General features: G+C 60.1%; 24 protein-coding genes and 1 tRNA gene. 11 read left to right on the forward strand and 14 right to left on the reverse strand.

Annotated features, from left to right (window positions below):
• Nucleotides 1-5 precede the first annotated feature (5 nt).
• The 7 genes from KSS91_RS02100 to panM all read right to left on the reverse strand — a co-directional run bounded on the left by KSS91_RS02100 (nt 6) and on the right by panM (nt 9,811).
• A complete protein-coding gene (locus KSS91_RS02100) occupies nt 6-3,029 on the reverse strand; it encodes a beta strand repeat-containing protein (protein ID WP_217836921.1) in 3,024 nt (1,007 codons plus the stop codon).
• Between the two features lie 86 nt (nt 3,030-3,115).
• Entirely contained in the window at nt 3,116-5,278 is a 2,163-nt protein-coding gene (locus KSS91_RS28460) for a calcium-binding protein (RefSeq protein WP_217836922.1), read from the reverse strand.
• A gap of 306 nt (nt 5,279-5,584) precedes the next feature.
• Nucleotides 5,585-5,660: transfer RNA gene (locus KSS91_RS02110), tRNA-Phe, on the reverse strand.
• Nucleotides 5,661-5,763: 103 nt separating this feature from the next.
• Nucleotides 5,764-6,036 (reverse strand): oxidative damage protection protein, encoded by a 273-nt coding sequence (locus tag KSS91_RS02115; protein WP_007972770.1) that lies wholly within the window; start codon nt 6,034-6,036, stop codon nt 5,764-5,766.
• A complete protein-coding gene (mutY, locus tag KSS91_RS02120) occupies nt 6,033-7,100 on the reverse strand; it encodes an A/G-specific adenine glycosylase (RefSeq protein WP_095964560.1) in 1,068 nt (355 codons plus the stop codon). The genes KSS91_RS02115 and mutY overlap by 4 nt, the downstream gene beginning before the upstream one ends.
• Nucleotides 7,097-9,328, reverse strand: a complete 2,232-nt coding sequence (locus KSS91_RS02125) for an AsmA family protein (protein WP_217836923.1) — start codon at nt 9,326-9,328, stop codon at nt 7,097-7,099. The genes mutY and KSS91_RS02125 overlap by 4 nt, the downstream gene beginning before the upstream one ends.
• 78 nt (nt 9,329-9,406) lie before the next feature.
• Nucleotides 9,407-9,811: an aspartate 1-decarboxylase autocleavage activator PanM gene (panM, locus tag KSS91_RS02130; protein WP_126048697.1), complete on the reverse strand. Its 405-nt coding sequence runs from the start codon at nt 9,809-9,811 to the stop codon at nt 9,407-9,409.
• A gap of 230 nt (nt 9,812-10,041) precedes the next feature.
• Here panM and KSS91_RS02135 point away from each other — a divergent pair, with 230 nt between their 5' ends.
• From KSS91_RS02135 to KSS91_RS02165, 7 genes are all read left to right on the forward strand, one after another.
• Nucleotides 10,042-11,706: an OFA family MFS transporter gene (locus KSS91_RS02135; RefSeq protein ID WP_126048699.1), complete on the forward strand. Its 1,665-nt coding sequence runs from the start codon at nt 10,042-10,044 to the stop codon at nt 11,704-11,706.
• Nucleotides 11,707-11,975: 269 nt separating this feature from the next.
• Nucleotides 11,976-12,569 (forward strand): imidazoleglycerol-phosphate dehydratase HisB, encoded by a 594-nt coding sequence (gene hisB, locus KSS91_RS02140; protein WP_003186751.1) that lies wholly within the window; start codon nt 11,976-11,978, stop codon nt 12,567-12,569.
• The gene (gene hisH / locus KSS91_RS02145; RefSeq protein ID WP_015093075.1) at nt 12,569-13,207 is read left to right on the forward strand and encodes an imidazole glycerol phosphate synthase subunit HisH; all 639 of its coding nucleotides are present in this window, start codon (nt 12,569-12,571) and stop codon (nt 13,205-13,207) included. The genes hisB and hisH overlap by 1 nt, the downstream gene beginning before the upstream one ends.
• Entirely contained in the window at nt 13,208-13,465 is a 258-nt protein-coding gene (locus tag KSS91_RS02150; protein ID WP_007989200.1) for a DUF2164 domain-containing protein, read from the forward strand. It abuts the gene before it with no gap.
• 42 nt (nt 13,466-13,507) lie between these two features.
• Nucleotides 13,508-14,245: a 1-(5-phosphoribosyl)-5-[(5-phosphoribosylamino)methylideneamino]imidazole-4-carboxamide isomerase gene (gene hisA, locus KSS91_RS02155; protein ID WP_007972753.1), complete on the forward strand. Its 738-nt coding sequence runs from the start codon at nt 13,508-13,510 to the stop codon at nt 14,243-14,245.
• A gap of 9 nt (nt 14,246-14,254) precedes the next feature.
• Complete coding sequence (gene hisF / locus KSS91_RS02160) at nt 14,255-15,025, forward strand: imidazole glycerol phosphate synthase subunit HisF (protein WP_007972752.1); 771 nt, start codon at nt 14,255-14,257, stop codon at nt 15,023-15,025.
• 78 nt (nt 15,026-15,103) lie between these two features.
• Nucleotides 15,104-15,859 carry a substrate-binding periplasmic protein gene (locus tag KSS91_RS02165; protein ID WP_217836924.1) on the forward strand — a complete coding sequence of 252 codons (756 nt, stop codon included), beginning with the start codon at nt 15,104-15,106 and terminating at the stop codon, nt 15,857-15,859.
• A gap of 143 nt (nt 15,860-16,002) precedes the next feature.
• On the opposite strand, the gene KSS91_RS02170 is transcribed toward KSS91_RS02165, so the two are convergent.
• From KSS91_RS02170 to gpmI, 4 genes are all read right to left on the reverse strand, one after another.
• Nucleotides 16,003-16,779 carry a divergent polysaccharide deacetylase family protein gene (locus tag KSS91_RS02170; RefSeq protein WP_217836925.1) on the reverse strand — a complete coding sequence of 259 codons (777 nt, stop codon included), beginning with the start codon at nt 16,777-16,779 and terminating at the stop codon, nt 16,003-16,005.
• Nucleotides 16,780-16,781: 2 nt separating this feature from the next.
• Nucleotides 16,782-18,098 carry a S41 family peptidase gene (locus KSS91_RS02175; protein ID WP_217836926.1) on the reverse strand — a complete coding sequence of 439 codons (1,317 nt, stop codon included), beginning with the start codon at nt 18,096-18,098 and terminating at the stop codon, nt 16,782-16,784.
• 31 nt (nt 18,099-18,129) lie between these two features.
• Nucleotides 18,130-19,425 (reverse strand): murein hydrolase activator EnvC family protein, encoded by a 1,296-nt coding sequence (locus KSS91_RS02180; protein ID WP_217836927.1) that lies wholly within the window; start codon nt 19,423-19,425, stop codon nt 18,130-18,132.
• 251 nt (nt 19,426-19,676) lie between these two features.
• Nucleotides 19,677-21,206 (reverse strand): 2,3-bisphosphoglycerate-independent phosphoglycerate mutase, encoded by a 1,530-nt coding sequence (gene gpmI / locus KSS91_RS02185; protein ID WP_015093081.1) that lies wholly within the window; start codon nt 21,204-21,206, stop codon nt 19,677-19,679.
• A gap of 152 nt (nt 21,207-21,358) precedes the next feature.
• Between gpmI and KSS91_RS02190 the strand changes: the two genes are divergently transcribed.
• Genes KSS91_RS02190 through secB form a run of 3 tightly spaced genes read left to right on the forward strand, consistent with a single transcriptional unit; the run spans nt 21,359 to nt 22,570 of the window.
• A complete protein-coding gene (locus KSS91_RS02190; protein ID WP_015093082.1) occupies nt 21,359-21,772 on the forward strand; it encodes a rhodanese-like domain-containing protein in 414 nt (137 codons plus the stop codon).
• Nucleotide 21,773: 1 nt separating this feature from the next.
• Nucleotides 21,774-22,028, forward strand: coding sequence for a glutaredoxin 3 (gene grxC / locus KSS91_RS02195; RefSeq protein ID WP_007972741.1), 255 nt, complete (start codon nt 21,774-21,776; stop codon nt 22,026-22,028).
• A 56-nt stretch (nt 22,029-22,084) separates the two neighbouring features.
• Nucleotides 22,085-22,570 (forward strand): protein-export chaperone SecB, encoded by a 486-nt coding sequence (gene secB / locus KSS91_RS02200; protein WP_015093084.1) that lies wholly within the window; start codon nt 22,085-22,087, stop codon nt 22,568-22,570.
• 132 nt (nt 22,571-22,702) lie between these two features.
• On the opposite strand, the gene KSS91_RS02205 is transcribed toward secB, so the two are convergent.
• On the reverse strand, nt 22,703-23,158 hold the full coding sequence (locus KSS91_RS02205; RefSeq protein WP_015093085.1) for a tRNA (cytidine(34)-2'-O)-methyltransferase: 456 nt from the start codon (nt 23,156-23,158) through the stop codon (nt 22,703-22,705).
• Between KSS91_RS02205 and KSS91_RS02210 the strand changes: the two genes are divergently transcribed.
• Nucleotides 23,157-23,597, forward strand: a complete 441-nt coding sequence (locus tag KSS91_RS02210; RefSeq protein ID WP_102673911.1) for a hypothetical protein — start codon at nt 23,157-23,159, stop codon at nt 23,595-23,597. The two genes, KSS91_RS02205 and KSS91_RS02210, sit on opposite strands and share 2 nt — an antisense overlap.
• A 536-nt stretch (nt 23,598-24,133) precedes the next feature.
• On the opposite strand, the gene ntrC is transcribed toward KSS91_RS02210, so the two are convergent.
• Together ntrC and glnL are read right to left on the reverse strand one after the other, a co-directional pair.
• A complete protein-coding gene (ntrC, locus tag KSS91_RS02215; protein ID WP_015093087.1) occupies nt 24,134-25,570 on the reverse strand; it encodes a nitrogen regulation protein NR(I) in 1,437 nt (478 codons plus the stop codon).
• Nucleotides 25,567-26,652 carry a nitrogen regulation protein NR(II) gene (glnL, locus tag KSS91_RS02220; RefSeq protein ID WP_015093088.1) on the reverse strand — a complete coding sequence of 362 codons (1,086 nt, stop codon included), beginning with the start codon at nt 26,650-26,652 and terminating at the stop codon, nt 25,567-25,569. The genes ntrC and glnL overlap by 4 nt, the downstream gene beginning before the upstream one ends.
• Nucleotides 26,653-26,791 lie beyond the last annotated feature (139 nt).

The raw sequence follows: 26,791 nt of genomic DNA on the forward strand, positions 1-26,791 counted from the left end.
AGGGGTTAAAGTATGAAATCCGCTGTCGTCACGTTGCTGATGCCAACTATCTGGATGGCGAACTCGGCGGCGCTGTCCGCATCGGTATTGCCGTAGAGCACGCCCGCTGAAACTTTCAATTGCCCGGCCGCACTGAAGGCAGCGGTACTGCCGATTACCGAGTGAAAGGCTTCATTGGTGGTCGTCGCCGCATTGGCATCGAGCGTCGACAGATCAATCTTGTCGGCTCCTCGGGTGAAGTCGGTGATGATGTCCCAGGTGGAACTGGTCAGCCCCGTTTCAGTGAGGGCATTGAAATCGAAGATATCGTTGCCGATGCCGCCGGTGAGAACATCCTTGCCCATACCGCCAACCAGGATGTCGTTCCCGCCCCCACCGTTGAGCAGGTTGGCGGCGGTATTGCCCGTGAGCCTGTCGTTGTAGTTGGAACCCGTCAGGTTTTCGATGGCTAGCAGGGTGTCGGCGCCTGATCCACCGGTGGCCTGGGCCGTGGTCACGGCCAGGCTGGCGGTGATTGCGCTGCCGGCATAGAGGTAGGAGGCCGTGTCGACGCCGGTGCCGCCATTGAGGACGTTGTTGCCGGTCCCGGCGTTGATGACGTTGTTGAGGCTGTTACCGGTGCCGTTGGCAGCGCCGGTCGACAGCAGGCGCAGGTTCTCGACATTGTCAGTCAGGGTGTAGGCACTGATGAGGCTGTAAACGGTATCGATGCCACCGGTGCTCGCAACAGCATTGGTTTCACTGACGATATCGCCGGCATTGTCGACGTAGTAGAGGTCGGCGCCATCGCCGCCGATCATGCGGTCGGCACCGGCGGCGCCGTTAAGTTGGTCGCTGCCCAGGCCGCCGCTGAGTGTGTTGGCAAGCGCGTTACCGGTCAGCTTGTCGTGATAGTTGCTGCCCGTGAGGTTTTCGAAGTTCAACAGGGTGTCTGAACCGGAACCACCGGTGGCTTGCGCAGTGGTCAGCCCCAGGTTGGCTGTGACCGCCGCCGTGGCGTAGGCATAGGACGCGGTATCGATGCCGGCGCCACCATTGAGGACGTTGTTGCCGGCCCCGGCGTCGATGACGTTGTTGAGGCTGTTACCGGTGCCGTTGGCAACGCCGGTCGCCAGCAGGCGCAGGTTCTCGACATTGTCAGTCAGGGTGTAGGCACTGATGAGGCTATAAACGGTATCGATGCCACCGGTGCTGGCAACAGCATTGGTTTCACTGACGATATCGCCGGCATTGTCGACGTAGTAGAGGTCGGCGCCATCGCCGCCGATCATGCGGTCGGCACCGGCGGCGCCGTTGAGTTGGTCGCTGCCCAGGCCGCCGCTGAGTGTGTTGGCAAGCGCGTTACCGGTCAGCTTGTCGTGATAGTTGCTGCCCGTGAGGTTTTCGAAGTTCAACAGGGTGTCTGAACCGGAACCGCCGGTGGCTTGCGCAGTGGTCAGCGCCAGGTTGGCCGTGACCGCCGCCGTGGCATAGGCATAGGACGCGGTATCGATACCGGCGCCGCCATTGAGGATGTTGTTGCCGGCTCCGGCGTCGATGACGTTGTTGAGACTGTTCCCGGTGCCGTTGGCAGCGCCGGTCGACAGCAGGCGCAGGTTCTCGACATTGTTACCCAGGGTGTAGGTACCGAGGTAGCTATAAACGGAATCAGTACCACCCGTGCTGGCGACTGCATTGGTCTCGCTGACGATATCGCCGACATTGTCGACGTAATAGACGTCAGAACCATCGCCGCCAGTCATCTGGTCGGCACCACTGCCGCCATCGAGGGAGTCGTTGCCGCCACCGCCATTGAGGGTGTCGTTGTCTGCGCCGCCGTAAAGGATATTGGCCAAGGCATTGCCGGTTAGTGTGTCGGAATCATCGGTACCGATGACGCCCTCGATAGACACGAAAGTATCGTAGCCTTGAGACGTATATTGCGAGCCGGTGTTGGACAGGTCGACGCTGACGCCATAGTTGGAATAGGCATACGAAACAAAGTCGGTGCCCGCCGCGCCATTGAATACATTGTTGAATGAGTTGCCGACAAAGGTGTTGTTCAGTGCGTTACCTGTGCCGTTGATACTGCTGTTGCCAGTCAGAATCAGGTTCTCCAGGTTGTCACCGAGCGTATAGCTGATTTCTGACTGAACAACGTCGATACCCTGGTTGGCCAGTTCCACAAGCGTATCCAGCGCATCCACGATATAGGTGTCGTCTCCCAGTCCGCCCAAGAGCCTGTCGCTGCCCGCTGCGCCGTAGAGCACGTCATTTCCGGCATAACCATTGATGACGTCATTGCCCGCTGAGCCATAGAGAGAGTCATTCCCGGCAGTGCCTTGCATGTTGTCATTGCCGGATGTGCCGCTGACGATGCTGAATTTGTAATAACCGGCTACCCCTGTGTTACCTGGAGTGGTTTCCAGCCCGAGAATGGCGGATTCATTTCCCGATTGCGGCAGTTCATACCAGGAGGAGCTGTCGCCAGTCGAGTAACCGGCACGGGCAACGGTTCCTCCCAGGCCATCGGTGCCGCCACTGGCGCTACCGGTCGTCCAGTTGACGGTTTCATATCTGAAGATGACATCGAAGTTGCCGTTGCCCTTTCCAACAAGCTGGAGTTGGAAGGCATTGAGCTTATCTACCTTGCTGTTGTAGTAACCGACGTCATCCCAGGTAACGGTCAGCGTGCCATTGCCTGCGGAATTGAAGTCGTAATAAACCAGGTTGCTGCCAGTCGATGTACCGCCCGGCGTGGCACTGACCGTTCCACCACGTGTATCGACGTCGGCAAAAAAGGGAGCAATCATCGGCCTGCTGGAATCTTGCATGCCGTAGGGGGTATAGGTGGAAAGACCGCCGCCAAATGTGATGTTTCCGTTGTTGTTGACGGAAATGTCGGTGTAGTTGGTGCCGAAGAAGTTGAGTCCGGCCGCCCCGAAAACAGTGCTGATATCAATGTAGGAGGTGTAGCTGTCATCGTTTCGAGTCAGCTGGTTCTCCCCGAAACCCGCCGCACCACCAAGTCCGTTTATCAAGCTAGCCATATCAACACCCCTGTCATTTGTTTATAACTTACTTGTCAGTTTTTTCGGGACTACCATGAAACATCGGATATGCAATGTCCGGCCGATCAGGCAATCAGGTCGGTAACTTTCAGTGTGTTCACCCCCAGCAACTGAATTTCGAACTCCGCGGCGGTGTCGGCGTCGGTGCTGCCGTAGAGAATGCCGCCGGCGAACCGTACCTGCCCTGCGGCATTGCTGCTGAACGCGCTGGAGCCGATGAAGCTGAACGCATCGTTGGCCGCCGTCGCCACGTTGGCGTCCAGGGTCGACAGGTCGATCTTGTCGCCTTCGCTGGTCTTGAAGTCACCAATGACATCGCGCAGGGCGGCGCCCAGGCCCATTTCACTCAAGGCATTGAAGTCGAACTTGTCGGCCCCGGTGCCACCATAAAGCTTGTCCAGGCCCGCTCCGCCGATCAACAGGTCGTTGCCGGCTCCACCGGTGAGCGTGTCGTTGCCGGCACCGCCAGTGAGGGTGTTGGCAAGCGCATTGCCGGTGAGCTTGTCGTGATAGGCGCTGCCCGTGAGGTTTTCGAAGTTCAACAGGGTGTCGGAACCGGAACCACCGGTGGCTTGCGCAGTGGTCAGCGCCAGGTTGGCCGTCACCGCCGCCGTGGCATAGGCATAGGACAAGGTATCGATACCGGCGCCACCATCGAGGATGTTGTTGCCGACCCCGGCGTCGATGATGTTGTTGAGGCTGTTACCGGTGCCGCTGGCAGCGCCGGTCGACAGCAAGCGCAGGTTCTCGACATTGTTTCCCAGGGTGTAGGCACCGAGGAAGCTATAGATGCTATCGGTGCCGCCGATGCTGGCCGTGGCATTGGTTTCGCTGACGATATCGCCGGCATTGTCGACGTAGTAGAGGTCGGAGCCGTCGCCGCCGGTCAGGCGGTCGGCACCGGCTGCACCATTGAGCGAGTCATTGCCTGCTCCGCCGTTCAGATGGTCGTTGGCACGGCCACCTGTAAGCGTGTCGTTGCCCGCGCCGCCGTCGATGATCACGCTGCCGGCGCCGGTCCAGGTCAGGGTGTTGGCCAAGGCATCGCCTGTCAGGCTGGAAACCTTGTTGCCGTTCGCGTCAAAGCGCTGGGTATAAACATCAACTTGCCCATTCACCACAGAGGACTCCCAGGCAACCACATAGCCGCCATCGGCCAATGTCGTTACCTGGGAGAACAATTGATTGCCGGTGGTCGTGGTATTGATGCGGGTTTCGGTACCCACCTTGACGCCACTGGCATTGAAGAGTTGGCAGAAGATGCCATTTGCATCACCGATGCCTTGGCCTGCCCAGGTCACCAGATAACCGCCATTCATCATGGCGGTGACGTTGGGTTCTTCCTGATTGCCTGTAATGGTGGTGTTCACCCGGGTTTCTGCGCCCACCTTTACGCCGGCGGCATTGAAAAGCTGCGCGTAGATGTCGCCTGGGGCATCGGTTTCGTCGTCGCCATCACCATCGTCGGGAGCCGATTGCCAGGTGACGACGTAGTTACCGCTACTCAGAACCTTCACAACCGGGTCTGTCTGATCGTCGGCAATCCTGGTATTGATGCGAATTTCTGCGCCGGATTTACTGCCGTCGGCCTTGAACCGCTGGCCGAAGATGCCGGCGGTATCGTCTTTTCCGTTCCCCTCCCAAACCACCATCATGCCGCCATCGGCAAGGCCGGTGACGGTAGGGCCATCCTGGTCGTACTGAGTGGTGGTAGAGACGCGTGTTTCCACACCGACCTTCGCCCCGCTGGCGTTATAGCGCTGCAGGTAACCGCCCCAGCCACTGCCGTCCTGACCGTACGAAGCCCAGGACACCACAAAACCGCCGTCTTTAAGCGCGGTGATCTCTGCGCTGTCCTGTATGCCGTTTCTGGTTGTGTTGACGATGAACTCACTTCCAACCTTGACGCCATTGGCGTTGTAGACCTGGGCGGCGATGTCCGACATGTCGTCGTAGGTATCCGATTGCCAGGCGACCACGTAGCCACCGTTGGCCAATGCGGTAATGGTGGGATCTTCCTGTGCGCTGTTGGTAACGGTGTTGACGAGGGCTGGTCCGCCGACCTTCACGCCACTGGCGTTATAGCGCTGGGTGTAGATGTAATCGGTGGTGCTTGTTCCCTGATCGCTCCACGCCACGATGTAACCACCATCTTTCAGGGCCGTGAGGGAGGGCTCGGAATGATAGCCAGTCGTAGGGTTGACGCGGATTTCGCCCAGGGTTGGCATTGCAAATTCCTTTTATGCAAAGAGGAAGCGGAAGTGCCTGGCAGTCTACAGGGCAAAACGATAGCGTCAAACTGCCATCAGTCAGGTAATCAAATCGGTAGCTGAGTCGGCGTCAGTGGATGCGACTTGGGCGAGCTCTCGGCGATAGCTTCAAGAGTTTCGAAAGCCATTTGTTTTTGAAAGGAGGGGGGAATGGCTGGAATGATGGGTCATGGGAAAGTGTTAAGGGCCTGGTTCGGCGGTCATCAAATCGCAGGCAATAAAAAACCCCAAGGAATCATCTTCGCTTGGGGTTTTTCGGTATTTTGGTGCCCAGAGACGGAATCGAACCGCCGACACGGGGATTTTCAATCCCCTGCTCTACCGACTGAGCTATCTGGGCAACGGGGCGCATTAAACGGGTTTTTCAGGGGGTCGTCAAGCAAGTTTTCAAAAAAATTTTAATTATTACCGTCGCTTACGTTCCGACCCCCGATAAATCGGGGTTATTCCGACGGCGGCACGTAGCCTTCGGCCTTGGCGTAATCCTCGCCGGAGAAGTACTTGTCCATCTCGCCCTGAAGATATTTGCGATCTTCGGCGTTCATCATGTTCAGGCGTTTTTCGTTGATCAGCAGGGTCTGGTGTTTTTGCCAGTCGGCCCAGGCCTTGGCCGAGACGTGGTCAAAAATGTCCTGGCCTTTGGCGCCCGGGAAGGGAGCGCGCTCCAGGCCTGGCAATTCTTCTTTGTACTTGCGGCACATGATGGTGCGGGTCATGACGACTCTCCTGCGTTCAATACGGCGGCCGCGCGTTCGAGCAAGGTTTTGACCGGGGCGGCAAGGCCCAGGCGCGGCGGGGTGGCGAGGTTATACCAGAGCCAGTCGGCCTCGGCCACGTGATGGCCGGTCTCCTGGACCTGAACCAGCCAGGGTTCGATGGATAACTGAAAATGGCTGAAGGTGTGCACCAGGCTCGGCAATGCCTGTTGGGTGCCCAGTTCCAGCGAGTGCTGCGCTGCCAGGTGTGACAGGTCGTCGAGGTCGTCGAGTTCCGGCAAGCTCCACAAGCCGCCCCAGAGGCCCGTAGAGGGGCGACGGTAAAGCAGGATGGCGCCTTCGGTGTTGGCCAGCATCGGCATCAGCGTGCGCTTCTGCGGGATGGCCTTGCGCGGCTTGGGGATCGGGTAACGGGTTTCCAGGCCGAGCATGTGCGCTTCGCAGCCTTTTTCCAGCGGGCACAGCAGGCAGCTCGGTTTGCTGCGGGTGCAGAGCGTGGCACCGAGGTCCATCATCGCCTGGGTGTAGGCGTTGACCCGGTCGTGAGGCGTAAAGCGCTCAGCGTTGGCCCAGAGCTGTCTGGCGACCTTCGGCTCGCCCGGGTAGCCCTCTTGCGCGGTAAAGCGCGCCAGGACGCGTTTGACGTTGCCATCGAGGATCGGCGCGCGCAGGCCCATGCTGATGCTGGCAATGGCGCCGGCGGTGGACAGGCCGATCCCGGGTAGATCGGTCAGTTTTTCCACGTCTCGGGGAAATTCGCCGCCGTACTGCTCGACGACGATTTTCGCGGTCTTCTGCAAATTGCGCGCGCGGGTGTAGTAACCCAGGCCGGTCCACAGGTGCAGCACTTCGTCTTCCGGTGCCGCCGCCAGGGCTTCGACCGTTGGCAACGAGGCCATGAAGCGATCGAAGTAGTTCAGCACGGTACTGACCTGGGTCTGCTGCAGCATGATTTCCGAGACCCAAACCCGATACGGGTTGATGTCCTGCTGCCAGGGCAAATCGTGACGGCCGTGGCGGTCGAACCAGTCCAGCACCGCCGTTGAAAACTGCTCGGCTCTCATCGCTTGAACAGTTCCTTGAGCGCGTCTTTCAGTTTAGGGTCGACTTTGTCGCCCCATTTTTCGTCGATTTTTTCGCTGATCCTGTCGCCAGCCAACTTGGTCGCGACCTGGCTCATGCGGTCGTTATCCAAACGGCAGGCCTTGGCGCCCAGTTCCAGCGGGCCACGGCAGCGCAGTGGCCACTCGATGCCGACAAACTTGTCGCCGACCTGACAGGCCGGGTCCGGCATGGCGCTGGTATCGCCTTCGACGATGATGCCGACTCGGTAGTCCATGCCCAGCACTCGCAGATCAATGTCACCGTCACCCTTGACGGTCATGCCCGGGATGCGCACTTTCAGGTCCGGGTTGCTGGCTACGCCGTTGCGCAAGGTCAGGTTGCCCTTGAGCTCCTGGAACGGAGTGTCCTTGCCGCGTGGCTCGCCGCTGAGGGTTTTGCGGTTGAGCGTAGCGATGCCTTTGCACAGCTGTTGCTCAAGGTTGGCGTTGAGCAGCACGCCATTGTTGATGACGAAGCTGGCGTTGCCGTTGAGGGTTTCGATCAACGCCTTCTGGCTGTTGCCGTTGCCGGTCAGGTTGCTGTTGAGCGTGACCAGGCCCTTGACCGGTGGATTCTTGCCCTGGCTTTCGAGGATTTTTTCCGCTGGTACCCGGCTGATCTTCGTCTGCAGATTCAGTGCCGGCACTGGCTGGCGCACATCAAGCGTGCCGGTGGTTTCGAAGTTGCCCTCGTACAGGTCGCCGCGCAGGTTGGCCAGCGTCAGCAGGCCGCCCTGGCCGGTGGCCTTGAGCGCAGCGTTATGGATCGGCAGTTTTTGCAGGGTCAACTGGCCGAAAGTCAGTTCGGCGTCCACATCGAGCTTGCTCAAGCGTTCCACTGGCAGCAGGCGCTCGCTGCTCCACGCGTCCTTGGTCGGCGCGGGTGGCAACGGCGTGCTGCCGGCGCCGGCCATGGCATCGGCTTCGGTGCTGGCGACTTCGGCCTGACGCACTTGTGTCGCGCTATTGGCCTCGGCGGATTTCGGCGGCAGGTAACGGTCGACGTTGAAGGTGTCGGCCTTGAGCACCGCGCGCAGCGATTGCCTGGCGAAGTCTTCTACGGCGATGCGGCCGCTGAAGGTGCTGTCGTCGACTTTCAGGTTGAGGTCGTCGAGCGCCAGGCTGGTCGGTGTCGCGGCCAACCGGCTGACCAGCTCGACCTTGCTCAGGCTGCCTTCGGCCATGGCCGGGAGTTTCTGGCCGATGCTGTCGACGAATTTCGCCAGGTCGAACTGGGCAATCGAGATGCCGCCGCTGACCTGTGGGGTCTTGTCCAGATCGTTGACCTTCAGTTCACCCAGTGCCCGCAACTGGTTGGCGGAGATCTTGATGCCGGTCCACTCGGCAACGTTGGCTGCCTTGTCCAGCACCAGCTGGCCCTGGGCCGAGAACGTCACGGCCTTGCCTTGCAAGGGGTCGCCGGTCACTTCCCCCGTCAGCTTCATGTCCTCGAACTGATAGCGCTGCAATGCACGTGCGATGCGCAACTCACCGTTGAGTTCGGTACGCACCCGCAGTGCAGGCTGGTTGGCTGACAGGAAAGCTGTGAGCTTGAGTGGAATGTTGACGGAGTCATGGACCGCGCCGGTGCTCAACTGAATGCTTTCGGCGCTGAAGCTCTTGCCGGTTCTTTCGTCGGTGTATTCGACCCGTGCGTTGTTCACGGTCAGGCTGTCGATGTCCAGGCGGATCGGCTGGGGCGGTTTTTCCGCCGCGGCGCTGGTTTCGGGCGCAGGTTCGGTAGTGGCTGGCGGGGTGCCGGTCGCGTCGGTGCCGGCCGTTGCAGGCAGCTTGCCGATGTCCTCCCAGTTGCCATGACCCTGCTTGTCGCGGTTCAGGCGCAGGTTCAGGCCTTCGACGCGCACGTCGCTCATCTGCACTTCACGGCGCAGCAGCGGTAGTACGCGCACCGACAGGCCGAGCATCTGCAAGTCGGCGTACGTTTCAGTCGGTTTGACCATGGTCGCGACACTGGCGTCGTGCAACTCCAGGCCCAGCCACGGGAACAGGCTCCAGCCGATATCGCCATTGAGCGTCAGCTCGATGTGGGCTTTGTCGCGGGCAATCTGGCGAATCTCGTCTTTGTAGTCGTTGGGATCGAAGAGGTGGGTCAGGGCAAAGCCCAGCGCCACAATGATCAGCAACAGCCCGAGAAGTACCAGACCCAGGATTTTGCCGAACGCTTTCATGGGCGAGTCCTTGTAATTAGTCGAATTCAAAATTTAGCCGGGGAGTATAGCGCCCCGGAACGGACGACCGTTCGGCGATCACTCCGGCAGCACATCCAGCGGCAGTTTCAGCTTGGCGGCCAGCGCCTGCGCTTCCAGGTGCCCGGCAGGCGCCAGCAGGCGTAGCGTCATGCCCGATTGAGCGGCCATTTTTTGCGCTTCGGCCACCAGTCGCTCGGCAACACCACGGCGACGGGTAATTTTTCGCACACATATTTGTGACAAATGCCAGGCGTCTTGGTGCCTTTGCAAGCGGGCCGCGCCCAGCAGGCGATCGTTGAAGCGTCCGGCGATCAGTGTGCCGTCGCGTAAACACTCCTCGATCAACTGCGCTTCGCCGGAAAACGGGGCGAACAACCAGTCTGGAGCGTCGCGGTAGATCTTCTGCAGATCCTGCCGATCCTGGGACGTGGCTTGGTTCAGCGGCTCGACAATGATCGGCATGGTGATTCCTGTGGGGTCATGAAGCGATGGAGGTCAGACGACGTACCAAAGGTGATGTCAGTTTGGTTTTTCTGTCACTGGCAGATGGTAACCTTTGCCCGTTCGCCCGTCCTTCTGCGACCTGTTGTCGCACAACAAGGCGCTCCACCAAAAAACGGTCATGTCTGCGTGCATAAAGGCCGGGAGTTAACTGTGGCTGGCGAACCCTACTGATAATTGGGGGATACACAATGACCACGAGCATCACGGCGGACGGCTTCGGCGCCGACCAGCCTGCGTTCCTGTCCAAGGAGCGGATCATCGCCAGGCCCGGTTTCAACCGTTGGCTGGTACCGCCGGCCGCGCTGGCCATCCACCTGTGCATCGGCATGGCCTACGGCTTTTCGGTGTTCTGGTTGCCGCTGTCAAAGGCGTTGGGCATCACGGCTCCAGTGGCCTGCGCGCCAGACATGAGTTTTATCGCACAAGTCTTTTCATCCCAGTGTGACTGGCCGATCTCGATGCTCGGCTGGATCTACACCCTGTTCTTCATCTTCCTGGGTTGCTCGGCCGCCATCTGGGGCGGCTGGCTGGAACATGCCGGGCCGCGCAAGGCTGGCGTAGTGTCGGCATTGTGCTGGTGCGGCGGTCTGCTGATTTCGGCGCTGGGCGTGTATACCCACCAGATCTGGCTGATGTGGATCGGCTCCGGGGTCATTGGTGGTATCGGCCTGGGCCTGGGTTACATTTCACCGGTCTCGACGCTGATCAAGTGGTTCCCGGACAAGCGCGGCATGGCCACCGGCATGGCGATCATGGGCTTCGGCGGTGGTGCGATGGTCGGTGCTCCGCTGGCGGCAGCGCTGATGGGGCATTTCGCTTCGCCAACCAGCGTCGGCGTGTGGCAGAGCTTCCTGGTCATGGCCGCGATCTACTTCGTGTTCATGATCGGTGGCGCATTGTCCTACCGCGTCCCGCCAACCGGCTGGAAGCCTGAAGGCTGGACCGCCCCGGCGAAAAAAGCCTCGAACGCGATGATTACTCATCGTCATGTTCACGTGAATGTGGCCTGGAAGACGCCGCAGTTCCGTCTGGTGTGGCTGGTGTTGTGCCTGAACGTATCGGCCGGTATCGGTATCCTCGGCATGGCGTCGCCGCTGTTGCAGGAAGTGTTCGGTGGCAAGTTGCTGGGCAATGACCTGGCGTTCGGCCAACTCGACGCTTCGCAACTGGCTTCGATCGCCGCCATCGCGGCCGGTTTCACCGGTTTGCTGAGCCTGTTCAACATCGGCGGGCGTTTCTTCTGGGCTTCGTTCTCGGATTACCTGGGTCGCAAAAACACCTACTTCGTGTTCTTCGCCTTGGGCTTTGCCCTGTACGGACTGATTCCGAACCTGGGTCATCTGGGCAGCATCGCGCTATTCGTGGCGGCGTTCTGCGTCATCCTGTCGATGTATGGCGGTGGTTTCGCGACTGTTCCTGCGTATCTGGCGGACCTGTTCGGTACGCAAATGGTCGGTGCGATTCACGGTCGTCTGCTGACGGCGTGGGCGGCTGCCGGCGTGCTCGGCCCAGTGCTGGTGAACTACCTGCGTGAATATCAGCTGAGCATCGGCGTCGAGCGTGCAGCAGCTTACGACATCACGCTGTACATCCTCGCCGGCCTGCTGGTGCTGGGTTTCCTGTGTAACCTGCTGGTGCGCCCGGTGGCGGACAAGTACTTCATGACCGACGCCGAACTGGCCGCCGAACAGGCGCTGGGCCATGACAAAGGGGCTGACAGCAGCACCGTGCTGGAGTGGAAAGCCGCGCCTGGCACCAAACCGCTGGCGGTGGCGGCGTGGCTGGTGGTGGGGATTCCGTTGGCGTGGGGTGTGTGGGTGACCTTGCAAAAAACAGCGGTGTTGTTCCACTAACACCAAGGTAAGCCACAGCCCCTGTGGGAGCGGGCTTGCTCGCGAAGAGGGAGTATCAGTCGACATTATTGTGGGCTGATCCACTGCTTTCGCGAGCAAGCCCGCTCCCACATTTGTTCTGTGTTGCACCTGAATGGCTTGTACTGACATGTACACCGCTGGCACCCCCGGATTCACTCCGTCAGTGATATCACCTCGCGTGTTTCTGTTTGGCTCCCGCACGCCTATAATGGCTGCCTTTTTCGCCCAATGATTTTGCGGAGCTGGTGATGGCCGAACGTAAGGCGTCTGTCGAGCGCGACACTCTGGAAACCCAGATCAAAGCCTCGATCAACCTCGATGGCACCGGAAAGGCCCGATTCGATATCGGTGTACCTTTTCTTGAGCACATGCTGGACCAGATCGCCCGTCACGGGCTGATCGACCTGGATATTGTCAGCAAGGGCGACCTGCATATCGATGACCACCACACCGTGGAAGACGTCGGTATCACCCTCGGCCAGGCCTTCACCAAAGCCATCGGCGACAAGAAAGGCATCCGTCGCTACGGTCACGCCTACGTGCCGCTCGATGAAGCGCTGTCGCGCGTGGTGATCGATTTCTCCGGCCGTCCAGGCCTGCAGATGCATGTTCCCTACACACGTGCCACCGTCGGTGGCTTCGATGTTGACCTGTTCCAGGAATTCTTCCAGGGCTTCGTCAACCACGCCAACGTCACCTTGCACATCGACAATCTGCGTGGGCACAACACCCACCACCAGATCGAAACCGTGTTCAAAGCTTTCGGTCGCGCCCTGCGCATGGCCGTCGAGCTCGATGACCGCATGGCCGGGCAAATGCCTTCGACCAAGGGCGTCCTGTAATGCAGACAGTCGCGGTTATCGATTACGGCATGGGCAACCTGCACTCGGTGGCCAAGGCCCTCGAGCACGTCGGTGCCGGCAAGGTGCTGATCACCAGCGATGCCACCGTGATTCGCGAAGCCGACCGGGTGGTTTTCCCCGGCGTTGGCGCCATTCGCGATTGCATGGCGGAGATACGTCGCCTCGGCTTCGATTCGCTGGTGCGTGAAGTCAGCCAGGATCGACCGTTCCTTGGCATCTGCGTGGGCATGCAAGCCTTGCTCGACACCAGTGAAGAGAACGACGGCGTCGACTGCATCGGCCTGTTCCCGGGCCAGGTGAAGTTCTTCGGCAAGGATCTGGTCGAGGACGGCGAGCACCTGAAAGTCCCGCACATGGGCTGGAACGAAGTGAAGCAGAAGGTCAGTCACCCGCTGTGGCATGACATTCCGGACCTGGCGCGTTTCTACTTCGTGCACAGCTACTACATCGCTGCCGCCAACGCGCGGCAGGTGGTGGGTGGCGGGCACTACGGTGTCGATTTCGCCGCCGCGCTGGCCGAAGGCTCGCGTTTCGCCGTGCAGTTCCACCCGGAGAAAAGCCATACCCATGGCCTGCAGTTGCTGCAGAACTTCGCTGCGTGGGACGGTCGCTGGTAAATGGCCGTCAAGAAGAAACCGCCGATTCTGACCCTCACTCCCGAGCAGGAGAGCGAGGCCAATCGCAAGATCAAGCGTTTCATGGAAGACCGCTTCGAACTCGACCTCGGCTCGTTCGAGGCGGCGGAGATTCTTGAGCTGTTTACCCGTGAAATTGCTCCGCACTATTACAACAGGGCGATTTTCGATGTGCAGGCGCACCTCAAAGAGAGGTTCGAAAGCATCGAAAGCGACCTGTGGGCGCTCGAGAAAAACTGATTTCCGAGCCAAGCTGAACATTCAAATTTGAAGGTTTGCCAGATGCTGATTATTCCCGCTATCGATCTTAAAGACGGTGCCTGTGTTCGTCTGCGCCAGGGCCGCATGGAAGATTCCACAGTGTTCTCCGATGACCCGGTGAGCATGGCTGCCAAGTGGGTGGAGGGCGGTTGCCGCCGTCTGCATCTGGTCGACCTGAACGGCGCCTTCGAAGGCCAGCCGGTCAACGGCGAAGTGGTCACCGCCATCGCCAAGCGCTACCCGAACCTGCCGATCCAGATCGGTGGCGGTATCCGCTCCCTGGAAACCATCGAGCACTACGTGAAAGCGGGCGTCAGCTACGTGATCATCGGCACCAAGGCCGTGAAAGATCCGGCCTTCGTTGCCGAAGCCTGCCGCGCATTCCCGGGCAAGGTGATTGTCGGCCTGGACGCCAAAGACGGCTTCGTCGCCACCGACGGCTGGGCTGAAATCAGCACCATTCAGGTGATCGACCTGGCCAAGCAATTCGAAGCCGACGGCGTTTCCGCGATCGTTTATACCGACATCGCCAAAGACGGCATGATGCAGGGCTGCAACGTTCCGTTCACCGCGGCACTGGCTGCTGCAACGAAGATCCCGGTGATCGCTTCCGGCGGTATCCACAACCTGGGCGACATCAAGACCCTGCTCGACGCCAAGGCGCCGGGCATCATCGGCGCCATTACCGGCCGTGCGATTTACGAAGGCACCCTCGATGTCGCCGAAGCGCAAGCTTTCTGCGATTCGTACAAAGGCTGAGGACTGATCATGGCGCTGGCCAAACGCATCATCCCTTGCCTGGACGTGGACAACGGCCGGGTGGTCAAGGGTGTGAAATTCGAAAATATCCGCGACGCCGGCGACCCGGTGGAAATCGCCCGTCGTTATGACGAGCAGGGCGCCGACGAGATTACCTTTCTCGACATCACTGCCAGCGTCGATGGCCGCGACACAACGCTGCACACCGTCGAGCGCATGGCCAGCCAGGTGTTCATCCCGCTGACCGTGGGCGGTGGCGTGCGCACCGTGCAGGACATCCGCAACCTGCTCAATGCCGGCGCGGACAAGGTTTCGATCAACACCGCAGCGGTATTCAACCCTGAGTTCGTCGGCGAAGCCGCGCAGCATTTCGGTTCGCAATGCATCGTGGTCGCGATCGACGCGAAGAAGGTTTCGGGACCTGGCGAAACTCCGCGCTGGGAAATCTTCACCCATGGCGGTCGCAAGCCAACCGGTCTCGACGCTGTCGAATGGGCAAAGAAAATGGAAGGTCTGGGTGCCGGTGAGATCCTGCTGACCAGCATGGACCAGGACGGCATGAAAAACGGTTTCGACCTGGGCGTCACCCGCGCCATCAGCGATGCGCTGGGCATTCCGGTGATCGCTTCCGGTGGCGTCGGCAACCTGCAACACCTGGCCGATGGCATTATCGAAGGTCACGCCAGCGCGGTTCTGGCGGCGAGTATTTTCCACTTCGGCGAATACACCGTGCAGGAAGCCAAGGCTTATATGGCCCATCGCGGGATTGTGATGCGCTGAACAAACCAGTGCAGGCCAGTGGACATCATGGCGTGCCCAAGGCACTCTTGGGTACGCCATGGATTTCGGTAGCCAGACATGCTTAAACGCTTTCTTCTCGTCCTTGCCAGCGCTTCTCTGTTGTTCATCGGCGGAGCACACGCAAAAGACAGTCCCGATGCCGACATGGTGTTGCTGACTGAAAACTTCCCGCCCTACAACATGGCGAAGAATGGCAAGAACTTCGCTCAGGACGAGAACATCGATGGCATCGCCACCGATATCGTCCGCGAGATTTTCAAGCGCGCCAACATTACCTACAGCCTGACGCTGCGTTTCCCTTGGGAGCGAATCTACAAACTCACCCTGGAAAAACCCGGCTATGGCGTGTTCGTCATGGCGCGGTTGCCGGATCGCGAGAAGCTGTTCAAATGGGTCGGTCCAATCGGCCCGGACGACTGGATCATGCTGGCCAAGGCAGACAGCAAGATCACCCTCGAAACCTTGAATGATGCGCGCAAGTACAAGATCGGCGCCTACAAGGGCGACGCGATTGCCGAGACGCTGGCCAAGCAGGGGCTCAATCCTATTGTTGTACTGCGCGATCAGGACAACGCGAAAAAACTGGTCAACGGGCAGATCGACCTGTGGGCCACCGGTGACCCGGCCGGGCGCTATCTGGCGCGTCAGGAAGGGGTAAACGGGTTGAAAACCGTACTGCGTTTCAACAGTGCCGAACTGTACCTGGCACTGAACAAGGACGTGCCGGACGAGACGGTGGCCAAGCTCCAGGCGGCGCTGGATCAGATGCGCAAGGAAGGCAAGGTCGACGAGATCATGGCGCGGTATCTATAGGATTCAACACCAACCCTTCAGTCATGCCCGGACCACTGTGGGAGCGAGCTTGCTCGCGATGGCGTCGTGTCAGTCGACAACATTGGTGAAGGACAGATCGCTATCGCGAGCAAGCTCGCTCCCACAGGGGGCGCTGTGTAGCTCTAGCGGTACACCCCATCCTTCCCATGCGCCGCCGTTGCCCGATTACCGCGCACACTGATCATCTGCCTGATATCAATCCACTCAATTCCCTGAGCCTTCAGCTTCGGCAACTCCCGCTCCAGCACCGCGAGTGTCTGTGGATAAGGATGCCCGATCATCACCGCCGAACCCTGCTTGTGCGCGAGGCTGATCGCTGTCTGCAACTGGCTGAAGATCGCTGCTTCGGTTCGTTCATCGTCGAGAAACACATCCCGCGAAACGCTGGCCAGGCCGATCTTCTGCGCTTCGGCCGCGGCAACGGTCTGGGCGCTGGTGCGGCTGTCGACGAAAAATTTGTGCCGTTGTTGCAAATCTGCCATCAACCAAGCCATGGCCGCGGGTTGTGCGGTCATGCGGCTGCCCATGTGATTGTTGATGCCGCTGGTGTAGGGAACCATTTTGAACGCGGCGTTCAGGCGCTTTTCCAGCTCATCGACAGGCAGTTCGGGATGCCAGGCGAACGGTCCGGTGGCCGGATCCATGGGCATGTGCAGAATGACGATCTTGCCCGCGCGATGGGCTTCGCGGGCGAATTCGGTGGCGTGAGGCGTGTCGGGCATGATTGCCGTGGTCACCGGGCCGGGCAGGGCCAGCACGCGGCGATCCCGGGGCAGGTTCTGCCCCAGGTCATCGATGATCAGGGTCAGGTAGGCTTTTTGCGGGGTGGTCGGGGCGGGTGTTGCGTGAACAACACCCGCCAGACAGCAAAGCAGGCCGAGAATGTACCGCAGGCGCATCCTCAACGGCCGGACGTGATGCTCAGCCCTTTGAGCAGGCTCAGGGCCTGGGCCAGCTGGTAATCATCGTCCTGTGGCATCGGCTTGGCCTTGCTGGAGCCGGTCGGTTTGTCCGCACCGCCGTTGCCGTTGCCCAGGTGACCCTGCAAGTCGGCTTCCTTGAAGTAGTCGTTGTCCTGCTCGCTGGTGATCTTGGCCTTGCGCACTTCGATGTCCGGGACGATGCCCTGGGCCTGGATGGAGCGGCCGTTCGGCGTGTAGTACAGCGCCGTGGTGATCTTCAATGCACGATCATTGTTCAGCGGCAGCACGGTTTGCACCGAGCCCTTGCCGAAACTGGTGGTGCCCATCAGTACGGCGCGCTTCTGGTCCTGCAGGGCGCCGGCGACAATTTCCGAAGCCGAGGCGCTGCCGCCGTTGATCAGCACGACCATTGGCACGGCTTCGCTTTCGTCCTTGCCGGTGGCAGAGAAACGCAGCTCGGAGTTGGCGATGCGGCCCTTGGTGTAGACGATCAGGCCCTTGGTGATGAAGTGGTCGACCACTTCCACCGCCGCCTGCAACACACCGCCCGGGTTGTTGCGCAGGTCGAGGATGATACCGTTGAGCTTCTTGCCGTTCTCCTTGCGCAGCTTGGCCAGCGCCTTGGAAACCTCTTCACCGGTCTTGACCTGGAACTGGGTGATGCGGATGTAGCCGTAGCCCGATTCCAGCAGCTGGCTCTTCACGCTCTTGACCTGGATGACGGCGCGGGACAGGGTCACGTCGAACGGCGTGCCGCCGTCGCGCACCAGGGTCAGGGTGATTTTCTGGCCGATCTTGCCGCGCATCTTGTCGACGGCTTCGGTCATGCTCTGGCCACGGGTGGGTTGGCCGTTGATCTTGACGATGAAGTCGCCGGCCTGAATGCCGGCCTTGGAAGCTGGAGTGTCATCAATCGGCGACACCACTTTGATGAAGCCGTCTTCGGCGCCGACTTCAATGCCCAGGCCACCGAATTCACCGCTGGTGCTTTCCTGCAACTCGGCGAAATCTTCAGGGCCGAGGTAAGCCGAATGCGGGTCGAGGTTGCTGAGCATGCCCTTGATGGCGTTTTCCAGCAGGGTCTTGTCGTCCACCGGTTCGACATAAGCGGCCTTGATCCGGTCCATCACCTCGGCAAAGGTGCGCAACTCATCCAGCGGCAGTGGCGCCTTGGTGGTCGCAGCAGTGCCCGCAGGCGCAATCGCCGGGGCCGGTTGAGCGGCAAACGCCAGAGGCGCGCCGATCACCAGGGCGATCGTCAGGGCCAGCGAGGTAAGGCGGGACAAATGCAGCATGTCTAACAAACTCCTGAATTAGGTAACGCGCTTATCCTTGCGCGCGGCACCATTGCGCCGGATCACTCGGGTGACCCTGCTGACGAATAGCAAAATACAGCGCTGGCGTATCCTGCCCGCCACTGTTGCCGACAGTGGAGATGGACTCACCGGCTTTAACCACATCACCCGCAGACTTGAGCAGCGTCTGGTTGTGACCATAAAGACTCAAAAAACCGTTGCCGTGGTCGAGGATCACCAGCAACCCGGCGCCTCGCAGCCAGTCGGCAAACACTACGCGACCACCATGCACCGCATGCACGGTACTGCCGGCAGACGCGCCGATCATCACGCCATCCCACTTGGTCCGGGCATCGTCGCCACGGCTTTCACCGTAGCGCGCCAGCAGTCGACCATCGACAGGCCACGGAAGTTTGCCGCGGGTTGACGCAAACGGACCACCAAAGGTCTCGCCGGAACTGGAAACCAGTGCGCCAGGTATCGATCTGACTGGTTTGCGTGGGGCGTCGTCGCTGGCATTTGCCTGCGCCTGGGCCTCACGTAAACGCTTTTTTTCGGCTTCCTGCTGGGCAATCAGCGCTTTTTGTCGCGCTTCTTCTGCCTCACGGGCCTGGCGGGCCAAGGTTTCTTCAATGGTTTTAAGGACTTTAGACAGGTCTGCCTGATCCTGCTCGCGCGCCGCCAGTTTCTGATCGCGAGCCTTTACGTCGTCATTGAGCTTGGCCAGGACTTGCTGGCGCTCCTTGCGGACTTTCTCGAGTTCGTCACGCTGGGTGTCGAGGCTGCTTTGCTGCACCAGCAGTTGCGCCTGCTGCATGGCGATGTCTTTCTCGACATTGGACAGTTGGCGCAGGGTTTCGTTGAAACTCTTCAACTGCTCCAGGCGAGCCTGGCTCAGGTAGTCGTAATAGGTGAGGGTACGGGCGAATCTTTCCGGATTCTGCTGGTTGAGCAGCAGCTTGAGGTATTCCTGGCGACCATTCTGGTAGGCCGCCCGGGCCTGAATGGCAATCAGTCGTTGCTGTTCAATGCGCGCGCTCTGGAGTTTTTTTTTCTCCGCATCGAGTCGCTGCAGCTCGGCTTCGCTTTTCTTCAGCTCTTTTTGCAGGGCATCGACCTGCTTCTCGAGCTTGCCCATTTCGGTTTCGGTGCCCTTGAGCTCTTTCTGCACACCGGACTTTTCTTCCTGCAGCTTGCCCAGCAGCTTCTTCAGCTCGGCAATGTCCTGACGCGTGGCGTCCAACTGTTGTTGGGTGTCTGCGCGCTCGTCAGCAAAGGCCGGTTGGAGCAGGCAAGTCAGAGCTAGGGCTATCAGGACGCGAAGCATAGGGGCGGGCGGTACCAGGGAAAGGGACGGCCTAGTATGCCCGCCATGGGCGGCAAAAAAAATGCCCATTTCTGACTGTGTGATGACTGGAGCAAGCGACAGACTGAATTCCATTTCAAAAACTCCAAAAACCACTGTGGGAGCGAGCTTGCTCGCGATGGCGTCCGATCATTCAACATAGATGTTGGCTGTCAGATTGCTATCGCGAGCAAGCTCGCTCCCACAGATTTTGTGGCGTTTTGGAAATCCGATCAGACCAGAATCGAAGTCCCGGTCATTTCCGCCGGTTGTTCAAGGCCCAACAGCTTCAGCATGGTCGGCGCCACGTCCGCCAGCACGCCGCCTTCGCGGACCTTCAGGTCGCGCTTGCCGACATAGATGAACGGCACCGGCTCGGTGGTGTGTGCAGTGTGCGCCTGGCCGGTGGTTTCGTCGGACATTTGCTCGACGTTGCCATGGTCAGCCGTGATCAAGGCTTCGCCGCCGACTTTTTCCAGGGCGTCGACGATGCGGCCCACGCACAGGTCAAGGCATTCAACAGCCTTGACCGCCGCTTCGAACACGCCGCTGTGGCCGACCATGTCGCCGTTGGCGTAGTTGACCACGATCACGTCGTAACGCTGGTTTTCGATGGCGTCGACGATGCGGTCGGTAACTTCCGGTGCGCTCATTTCCGGCTGCAAGTCATAGGTAGCGACTTTCGGCGACGGAATCAGGATGCGTTCTTCGCCCGGGAACGGTTCTTCGCGACCGCCGGAGAAGAAGAAGGTCACGTGGGCGTATTTTTCTGTTTCGGCGATGCGCAGCTGGGTCTTGCCATTTTTTGCCAGGTAATCGCCCAGCACGTTCTCCAGGCTGCCGGCGGCGAAGGCCGACGGGGCAGGAATGCTGGCGGCGTATTGGGTCAGCATGACGAAACCGGCCAGTTTCGGCTGGCGGGCACGCTCGAACTCACTGAAGTTGTCTTCGACGAACACGCGAGTCAATTCGCGGGCGCGGTCGGCGCGGAAGTTCATGAACACCACGGCGTCGCCGTCCTCGACCTTTACCGGCTCACCAATGGAGGTGGCTTTGACGAATTCGTCGCTCTCGCCGCGCTCGTAGGCTGCTTGCAGGCCTTCCTGGGCGGTGGCGGCGTTGAATTCGCCCTGGCCATCGACAATCAGGTTGTAGGCCTGGGAGACACGGTCCCAACGGTTGTCGCGGTCCATGGCGTAGTAACGGCCGATCAGGCTGGCGATCCGGCCTTTGCCCAGGGCCTGGAAAGTGGCGTCGAGCAGTTCAATCGAGGATTGCGCACTTTTTGGCGGCGTGTCACGGCCGTCGAGGAAGGCGTGCAGGTAGATGTTTTGAGCGCCGCGCTTGAAGGCCAGTTCGGCCATGGCGACCAGGTGATCCTGGTGGCTATGCACGCCGCCATCGGACAGCAGGCCCATGAAATGCACGGCTTTGCCGGCGGCGACGGCTTTGTCCACGGCGGCGCAGATGGTCGGGTTCTCGAAGAACTCGCCGTCGCGGATCGATTTGGTGACGCGAGTGAAGTCCTGGTACACCACGCGACCGGCGCCGAGGTTCATGTGACCGACTTCGGAGTTGCCCATCTGGCCATCCGGAAGACCGACGTCCATGCCGCTGCCCGAGATCAGGCCGTTCGGCACAGTGGCCCACAGGCGATCCAGTACAGGCTTTTTCGCCGCGAAAATGGCGTTGGATTCGGGGTTGTCGCTGTGACCGAAGCCGTCGAGAATCATCAGGACCAAAGGTTTAGGCGTGGTAGTCATGGAATTCGCTCTGGCTCAAGTAAAAAGGGGCGATGGAAAAGGGAGTCGCAGTTTAAAGCGAAGTTCCGGCCGCGTCACCGCCGGACGGGGTTTGGCCCACCATAGTGGCTGTGTATACTGGCCGACATTTTAACGCCCTGGAACCTCCTTCGATGGTTGCTAACCTGATTCAATTTGCCACTAACCACTACATTCTCGTCGGTATCTTCGTCGTACTGCTGGCGTTGCTGATTGCCTATCAAATGCAGGGCGGCGGCCGTAGCCTGAGCACTGGCGAACTGACCGGCCTGGTCAACAAGGACGCCGGCGTGGTGATCGACATTCGTCCAACCAAGGATTTCGCCGCCGGTCACATTGTCGGCGCGCTGAACATTCCCCAGGACAAACTGATCGCCCGCGTTGGCGAGCTGGAAAAGCACAAGGCCAAGACCATCATCCTGGTCGATGCCATGGGCCAGACCGCCGGCACTCATGCTCGTGAATTGATGAAATCCGGCTTCACCGCCGCCAAGCTGTCCGGCGGTATTTCCAGCTGGAAAGCCGACAATCTGCCGCTGGTGAAGTGATATGAGCAACGTCGTCGTCTATTCCAGCGATTACTGCCCTTACTGCTCGCGAGCCAAGTACCTGCTCGAGAACAAAGGCGTGGCCTTCGAAGAGATCAAGGTCGATGGCAAGCCGCAGGTGCGCGCTGCGATGGCCCAGAAGGCCGGACGTACGTCCGTGCCGCAAATCTGGATCGGCAGCACCCACGTGGGCGGTTGTGATGATTTGTTCGCCCTTGAGCGCGCCGGCAAGCTCGACGCGCTGCTCAGGGCCTGACACCAGTACCCCAAACAAGCAAACCTAAAAGAACCCTGGATCAAGAAGGATCTGCGATGACTGACCAACAGAACACTGCTGCGAACGAAGAAGAAACTGCACCGCAATTCTCTTTGCAGCGCATTTATGTGCGTGACCTGTCCTTCGAAGCTCCGAAAAGCCCGGCGATCTTCCGCCAGCAGTGGGAGCCGAGCGTCGCCCTGGATCTGAACACCCGTCAAAAGGCACTGGAATCGGACTTCCACGAAGTCGTGCTGACCCTGTCGGTTACCGTGAAAAACGGTGACGAAGTGGCGTTCATCGCTGAAGTGCAACAGGCCGGTATCTTCCTGATCAAGAACCTGGACGATGCTTCGATGAGCCACACCCTGGGTGCGTTCTGCCCGAACATCCTGTTCCCGTACGCTCGCGAAACCCTGGACAGCCTGGTGACCCGTGGTTCGTTCCCGGCACTGATGCTGGCTCCGGTGAACTTCGATGCGCTGTATGCGCAAGAACTGCAACGCATGCAGGCTGCCGGCGAGACGCCGACTGTTCAGTAAGCATTTCTGAGCGTCGAAGCAAGTCCAATGTGGGAGCGGGCTTGCTCGCGAAAGCGGTTTTTCAGTCAACATTCTTGTTGAAGTTGATGACCCTTTCGCGAGCAAGCCCGCTCCCACATTTGCTATGCGGTGTTATTTGAAGTCGTTCTGGCGCCAGGCTTCGTAAACCGCGACGGCCACCGTATTCGACAGGTTCAGGCTGCGGCAGCCCTCGCGCATCGGCAGACGCAGGCGTTGCTCAGGGGGCAGGGCGTCCAGCACCTCGGCGGGCAAACCCCGGCTTTCCGGGCCGAACAGGAACGCATCGCCTGGGGCGAAGCTGGCATCGTGGAATGGCCGCGAGCCCTTGGTGGTGAAGGCGAACAGCCGTGGATGACCGAGGCTTTCCAGGCAGCTGGCGAGGTCGGCGTGACGTTGCAAGGTGGCATACTCGTGGTAGTCGAGGCCGGCGCGGCGCAGGCGCTTGTCGTCCATCTCGAAGCCCAGCGGCTCGATCAAATGCAGGTGGCAGCCACTGTTGGCGCACAGCCTGATAACGTTGCCGGTATTCGGCGGAATTTCTGGTTGGAAAAGGATGACGTGAAACATGCACGGCTCCGAAGGTAAAGATGACGCGCATTCTACGCCGCAAGCAGACGTGCGTTCGAAACTATTCCTGCGGGTGATGGGCTCGCTGGCGATTGTCGGGATGATGATCGGCCTGATGATCGGTCGCCTGACCACGCCAGACCCGAGTCAGTTGCAGCAGGTTGAGGTGACGGGCGACGGGCTGGTGGTGTGGTTCAACAACGAACCCAAGGTCCATGGCGAAATCGTCGACGGCAGTGTCGCGCTGCTGTTTGGCGCCGAGGGCCAGGCGCAGAAAGGCCAACTCAAGCTTGGCGGCAAGGATGTGAACTGGCGGGTACGTTTGAGTGATGGAGGGTTGCTGCTGACGCTGGTGGCGGCCCGACCCCTGCAGGGCGAGTGGGCCGGTAGCGAGGTCGATGACCGCTGGCGGCTGGAGATCCATCTCCGGGAGCAATAAAAGAGGGAATCCCCGGCCTGCCTGTACCAAGGTTCCCGAAACGGGAGGCTCGTCGCGAGTGCGGTGTGAGCCTGGTGTAAAGAAGGAACCCCTGACCTGCCTGTATCAAGGGCCCCAAAACGGCTGGGCTCGTCGCGGCTGCGGTGTGAGCCCGGTGTAAAGAGGGGAATCCCCGGCCTGCCTGTACCAAGGTCCCCGAAACCGGGTCGGTGATCTGAATCACTTGAAAGGGTTATTGCAGGGGGCGTGCCAGTTTTCACAAAGAGAAACAAAAAAGCCGGTTTGAAACGCTGAAAGCCCCGAGATTCGGGGCTTTCGTGTTTTTTCGAAAGGGATTCGATTGCGAAAGCAGATGGGGATTCGAAACTGTTTTTGTGCGCGATTGCGGTTCACAGTGCATTCAGGCGGTGCACGCAGCTTTGAATGTGGGAGCGGGCTTGCTCGCGAAAGCGGTGTAACAGTCAACAATGATGTTGAATGTTATGGCCCCTTCGCGAGCAAGCCCGCTCCCACAGGATCGTGTGCTCAGTGAGTAATCAGGCTTCGTCGCCCTCATCATCATCCCCACCATCCACCTTCATCCCCAACTCCTTGATCTTGCGCGTCAGGGTGTTACGCCCCCAACCCAGCAAAACGGCGGCATCGCGGCGGCGACCGGCGGTGTGTTTGAGGGCGGTCTCGATCATGATCCGCTCGAAGGCCGGCACAGCGCTGTCGAGCAGGCTCGATTGACCACGGGCCAGCGCCTGGTCTGCCCATTGGCGCAGGGCTTGCTCCCAGTTGGTGACCGGTGCCGAATCCTGCGGCAGGCTCAGCAACTCCGGCGGCAGGTCGCCGATGTGCACTTCGCGACCCGAAGCCATCACCGTGATCCAGCGACAGGTGTTCTCCAGTTGACGCACGTTGCCCGGCCACGGCAGGTTCTTGAGGTATTCCTCGGTTTCGTTTTTCAGCAGCTTGGGCTCGACTGCCAGCTCCTGGGCTGCGCGGCTGAGGAAGTGCTTGGCCAGGGTCGGGATGTCTTCGCGACGATCCGACAGGCGCGGGATATGGATGCGGATCACGTTGAGGCGATGAAACAAGTCCTCACGGAATTTCCCGGCATGCACCAGGGTTTCCAGGTTCTGGTGAGTCGCGGCGATGATGCGCACATCGACCTTCACCGGCACATGACCCCCGACGCGGTAAAACTCGCCATCGGCCAGCACCCGCAGCAAGCGGGTCTGGGTGTCGGCGGGCATGTCGCCGATTTCATCGAGGAACAGCGTGCCGCCGTCCGCCTGTTCAAAACGCCCGCGACGCAGGTTGGCCGCGCCCGTGAACGCGCCTTTCTCGTGGCCGAACAGTTCGGATTCCATCAGGTCTTTGGGGATCGCCGCCATGTTCAGCGCGATGAACGGCGAAGCGGCGCGCGGGCTGTGACGGTGCAGGGCGTGGGCCACCAGCTCTTTACCGGTACCGGATTCGCCATTGATCAGCACGGTGATATTGGAGTGGCTCAGGCGGCCGATGGCGCGGAACACCTCCTGCATCGCCGGCGCCTCGCCGATGATTTCCGGGGTGCGGGTCAATGTCGGGACGACTTCCAGGCCTTGCTGCTCCTGGGCGTGCTGGTTGGCGCGCTTGACCAGGGAAACCGCTTCGTCGACATCGAACGGTTTGGGCAGGTATTCGAAGGCGCCGCCCTGATAGGACGCGACAGCGCTGTCCAGATCGGAGTGAGCGGTCATGATGATGACCGGCAGCCGTGGATGCTGTTCGCGAATCCGCGCCAGAAGGTCCAGGCCGCTGGCGCCGGGCATGCGGATGTCGGAAATGATCACGTCCGGTTGCTGGCGTGCCAGGCGGCTCATCACGCCATCGGCGCTGTCGAAGCTTTGCGTGGTCATGCCTTCCTGTTGCAAGGCTTTTTCCAGGACCCAACGGATAGAACGGTCGTCATCGACGATCCACACGGTTTCACTACGGCTCATGTCGATGTGGCTCCTTGTTCCAGTGGCAGAAAGATCGAGAAAGTGGTGTGGCCGGGGTGGCTGTCACATTCGATCAGGCCCTGGTGCTGGCTGATGATGTTCTGGGTAATGGCCAGGCCGAGCCCGGTACCGTCCGGGCGACCGCTGACCATGGGAAAGAAGATGGTTTCCTGAAGCTCCGCAGGGATGCCGGGGCCGTTGTCGATGATCTCGATCTTGGTCACCAGGCGATGGCGCACATGGCCGATGGTGAACTGGCGCATGGTGCGGGTGCGCAGGCTGATTCGGCCCAGGCGCAGCTCGTTCTGGCTGCTGATGGCCTGCATTGCGTTGCGCACGATGTTCAGTACGGCCTGAATCATCTGTTCGCGGTCGATCAAAACGTCGGGAATGCTAGGGTCGTAGTCGCGCACCAGCGTGATGCAACCCTGGCTTTCGGCTTCCACCAGATGGCAGACGCGCTCCAGCACTTCGTGGACATTGCACAGGGCCAGTGACGGCAGCTTGTTGGAGCCGAGCATGCGATCGACCAGGTTACGCAGGCGGTCGGCTTCTTCGATGATGACGTTGGTGTAGTCGCGCAGGCTTTCTTCCGGCAGTTCCCGGGCCAGCAACTGCGCCGCGCCACGAATCCCGCCCAAGGGGTTCTTGATTTCATGGGCAAGCCCGCGCACCAGCATCTTGCTGGTCTCCTGCTTGGAAAGCTGTGCTTCTTCCTTGGTGATCCGCAGCAAGCGGTCGCGAGGGTGGACCTCAAGCAGCAGCATCGTGTCGCCATTGCTCAGAATCGGCGTTACCGCGTAGTCGACGGTCAGGGTCTGGCCGGTGAGGGCGGTCAGCATGGCTTCGCGCTTGGTGAACGGGTGGGCCTGTTCGACAGCCTGGCGCAAGGAGTTCAGCGCTTCGGTCGATTCGGTAAACAACTCGCTGATGAATTGTCCATGGCTGCGCTGACCGCTGATGGCCAGCAGCATCTCCGCCGCCGGATTCATGTACTCGAGGCGCAGTTCGGCATCGAGCAGAATGGTGGCGGTGGTGAGGTTGTCGAGTAGCAAACGGTGGAGTGCGTCGCTAATGGTCATCGGGACCTCTTTTGGGGCGGAGCATGCGCAAGAAACAAGTGTTGGTAATTAGAAGTTGCAAAAAGTAAACCAAGGCTCCGAAAAGAAGCGCCAAAGGCCTGAAACGGGCGTTCGACGCTCGCTTGCGTAGCGTTCTGCC

This window comes from Pseudomonas azerbaijanorientalis (assembly GCF_019139795.1).
Lineage (GTDB): Bacteria > Pseudomonadota > Gammaproteobacteria > Pseudomonadales > Pseudomonadaceae > Aquipseudomonas > Aquipseudomonas laurylsulfatiphila.